The sequence below is a fragment of the Protofrankia symbiont of Coriaria myrtifolia genome, from assembly GCF_900634755.1.
GTDB classification, from domain to species: Bacteria; Actinomycetota; Actinomycetes; order Frankiales; family Frankiaceae; genus Protofrankia; species Protofrankia coriariae.
Map to the genome: position 1 here is coordinate 1 of NZ_CAAAFS010000137.1, position 2,961 is coordinate 2,961.

Here is a 2,961-nt window from a genome sequence, read left to right on the forward strand (position 1 = left end):
GGTCGACCGGCGCCGGTCGGTTGACCATGGCCAGCCAGACGTGCAGGGCGGCGATCCACAGCGCGGTGGCCCCGGCTATGTGCAGTTCCACCAGCGCGACCGGGACCCCGGTGAAGTACTGGACGAACCCGACGCCGGCCTGGGCGACCGTGATGACGGCGAGCGCGTTGCTCGCGCGAACCGCCTCCCATGACGCGCCACCGACACGCACCGTAAGGACCGTCGCGATGACCAGCCCGACCAGGAGCATCGCGGCGTCGGCGTGTAGCTGCGCGACGTTGGTGATGTCGAACCCGAACCGTTTCGCCTCGGCGGAGTCCCCGCTGTGCGGCCCGGTTCCGGTGACCACCGTGCCGAGGACGAGCACCGCCCCGGCGACGCCCACCAGCAGCCGGGACAGCCAGCGCAGCTCGCGCCCGCCCGCCGGCCGGGCCGGGCCCGGGCCGGCGCGGGCCCGGCGGTCGAGCGCCACGACGTCGAGCAGCAGCAGCATGGACAGCAGGAAATGCCCCGCCACCAGCGCGGGATGCAGCTTGAACAGAACGGTCAGGCCACCGAGCACCACCTGGCCGAGGAAGCCCAGCCACAGTCCGAACGCGAGCAGGACGAGGTCACGGCGGCGCTCGCGCAGCCGTAACGACACCAGCGGCAGCAGGAGCATCACCGCCCCGACGACGGTGGTCAGCAGCCGGTTGCCGAACTCGATCCAGCCGTGCACGGAGTACTCCGACTGCGTGACGAACGAGTCCTCGCCGCATCTGGGCCAGGTGGGGCAGCCGAGCCCGGAGCCGGTGAGCCGGACCGCGCCGCCGGTGACCACGATTAGCGCGAGCAGGACAACGCTGACGCGGGTGAGCCGCTGGAAGACCACCGGACTCACCGTGGGTAGTCGTAGTGGCTGCCGCATGTTCATTCCCGTGGATACTACCGTCTGTAGAAGTCCGGGTCCGGCGTTCCTGCTCCGACCGGTGCCCCTACTCCCATCTGAAGGTCCGGGCCGCCAGCGCCAGGGAGCCGACCGCCCAGGCACACAGCACGAGCAGATCGCCGACGGGCAGGCCGGCGCCGTCCTGCAGGACGGCCCGCAGGCCGTCGGAGGCGGCCGCGGTGGGCAGCGCCTGGCCCACCGCCTCCAGCCAGCCCGGCAGCCGGGACAGCGGGACGATCACCCCGCCGACGAGCAGCAGCAGCAGGTAGACGCCGTTGGCGGCGGCCAGCGTCGCCTCCGCCCGCAGGGTGCCCGCCATCAGCAGCCCCAGGCCGCAGAACGCGACGGTGGCCACCAGCAGGAGCAGCGCCACCCACCACGGCCGGCCGTGCGGGTGCCAGCCGAGGGCGAAGCCGACCGCGACCAGCACCGCGACCTGGATGAGCTCCACGGCGACCACGGCCAGCGTCTTGCCTGCCAGCAGGAGCGAGCGGGGCAACGGGCTGGCGCCGAACCGTCGCAGCACGCCGTAGGAACGCTCGAAACCGGTCGCGATCGCCTGCCCGGTGAACGCCGTCGACATGACCGCGAGCGCCAGGATGCCTGGGACGAGGAAGTCCACCGAGCGGGCGCCGTCGGTGGGAAGCACGTCCACGGCGGTGAAGAACAGCAGCAGGCCGACCGGGATGACCAGGGTGAGCAGCAGCGACTCCCCGCGCCGTAGCGTCAGCTTCAGCTCGATCGTCGTCTGCGCGCGCAGCATGTTCCACCGGCGCGCCGCCCCCGGCGCGGGACGCAGGTCCAGCGGCTGTCGCACGCCCGCGGCGGAGCCGGAGCCGACCGGCCTGGCCGGTTTCCCGCTCCGGCCGCCGATCGGTACCTCCGTGTCGGTCATGGCCGCAACGCCGAACCGGTGAGTTCCACGAACACGTCCTCAAGACTGCGCTGTTCGACCTGGAGGTCCTCGGCCATCACGCCATTGCCCGCGCACCAGGCGGTCACCGCGGCGAGCATCTGCGGGTCGACCTTCCCCTGTATGACATAGCGCCCGGGCGGTCCCTCCCTGGCGACGGTGCCGCTGGGCAGGGCCAGCTCCAGCCGGTCGATGTCGAGGCCGGCCAGCGCCCGGAACCGCAGTTCCCCCTTGGCGCCGCCGCTGGTCAGCTCGGCCGGGGAGCCCGCCGCGAGGACCTTGCCGTGGTCGACGATGACGACGTGGTCGGCGAGCCGCTCCGCCTCGTCCATGGCGTGGGTGGTCAGCACCACCGTGACCCCGGCTATCCGCAGCTGTTCGATCAGCTCCCAGGTGGCGCGGCGGGCCTGCACGTCCATGCCGGCGGTGGGCTCGTCGAGGAAGACCAACTCCGGACGGCCGACGAGGGCCATCGCCAGAGACAGGCGCTGCTGCTGGCCGCCGGAGAGACGGCGGTAGGGCATCCCGGCCACTTCGGTGATGCCGACACGCTCGAGCAGGGCGGTGACGTCCAGCGGGTCGCGGTGGTGCGCGGCGATCAGGGCGAGCATCTCACCGGCGCGGGCGCCCGGGTACACCCCGCCGGACTGGAGCATGACTCCCACCCGTGGGCGCAGAGCGGGTCCGTCGCGGGCGGGGTCGAGCCCGAGTACCCGCACGTGGCCGGCGTCCGGGCGTCGGAACCCCTCGCAGATCTCGATCGTGGTCGTCTTGCCGGCACCGTTCGGGCCGAGCAGCGCCGTGACCGAACCCGCCACAACGGTCAGCGACAGGTCGTTGACAGCATGTATGGCCCGGTTCGAGCGTGGCCAGTAGGTCTTGACCAGGCTGGAAACCTCGACTGCCAGGTCGTCCGCCACACACGCGATCCTACGGACCTTTGCCGCCGTAGGTGCGACCGGAACCACCCGGATGCGGTCAGAACCCCTCAGCGACCCGCCCGCGGCGTTCGTCGGGCGGCCACCGGCGACGGCCGGGAACGAGGCCAAGGGGCGTGGGGGAGTGCGGGAAACAGCGTCGGGACCGGCGCTGGGGGACGGTGTCGGGAACGGGGCTGGGG

Annotated in this window: 3 protein-coding genes; all 3 read right to left on the minus strand. The window is 72.4% G+C overall.

Going from position 1 to position 2,961, the window contains the following annotated elements; genetic code table 11:
* Positions 1 to 907, minus strand: a 907-nt coding sequence (locus CM1CMNOD_RS07745) for a COX15/CtaA family protein (RefSeq protein ID WP_131773923.1), incomplete at its 3' end; no start/stop codon positions are given.
* Positions 908 to 974: 67 nt separating this feature from the next.
* Positions 975 to 1,823 (minus strand): ABC transporter permease, encoded by an 849-nt coding sequence (locus CM1CMNOD_RS07750; protein WP_013873116.1) that lies wholly within the window; start codon positions 1,821 to 1,823, stop codon positions 975 to 977.
* A complete protein-coding gene (locus tag CM1CMNOD_RS07755) occupies positions 1,820 to 2,761 on the minus strand; it encodes an ABC transporter ATP-binding protein (protein WP_013873117.1) in 942 nt (313 codons plus the stop codon). Before CM1CMNOD_RS07755 ends, CM1CMNOD_RS07750 begins: the two co-directional genes overlap by 4 nt.
* Positions 2,762 to 2,961: the final 200 nt, after the last annotated feature.

Bases quoted from the DNA above. Each gene is read 5' to 3' on its own strand.
- CM1CMNOD_RS07750 (WP_013873116.1), bottom strand. From the start codon at position 1,823: ATGACCGACACGGAGGTACCGATCGGCGGCCGGAGCGGGAAACCGGCC.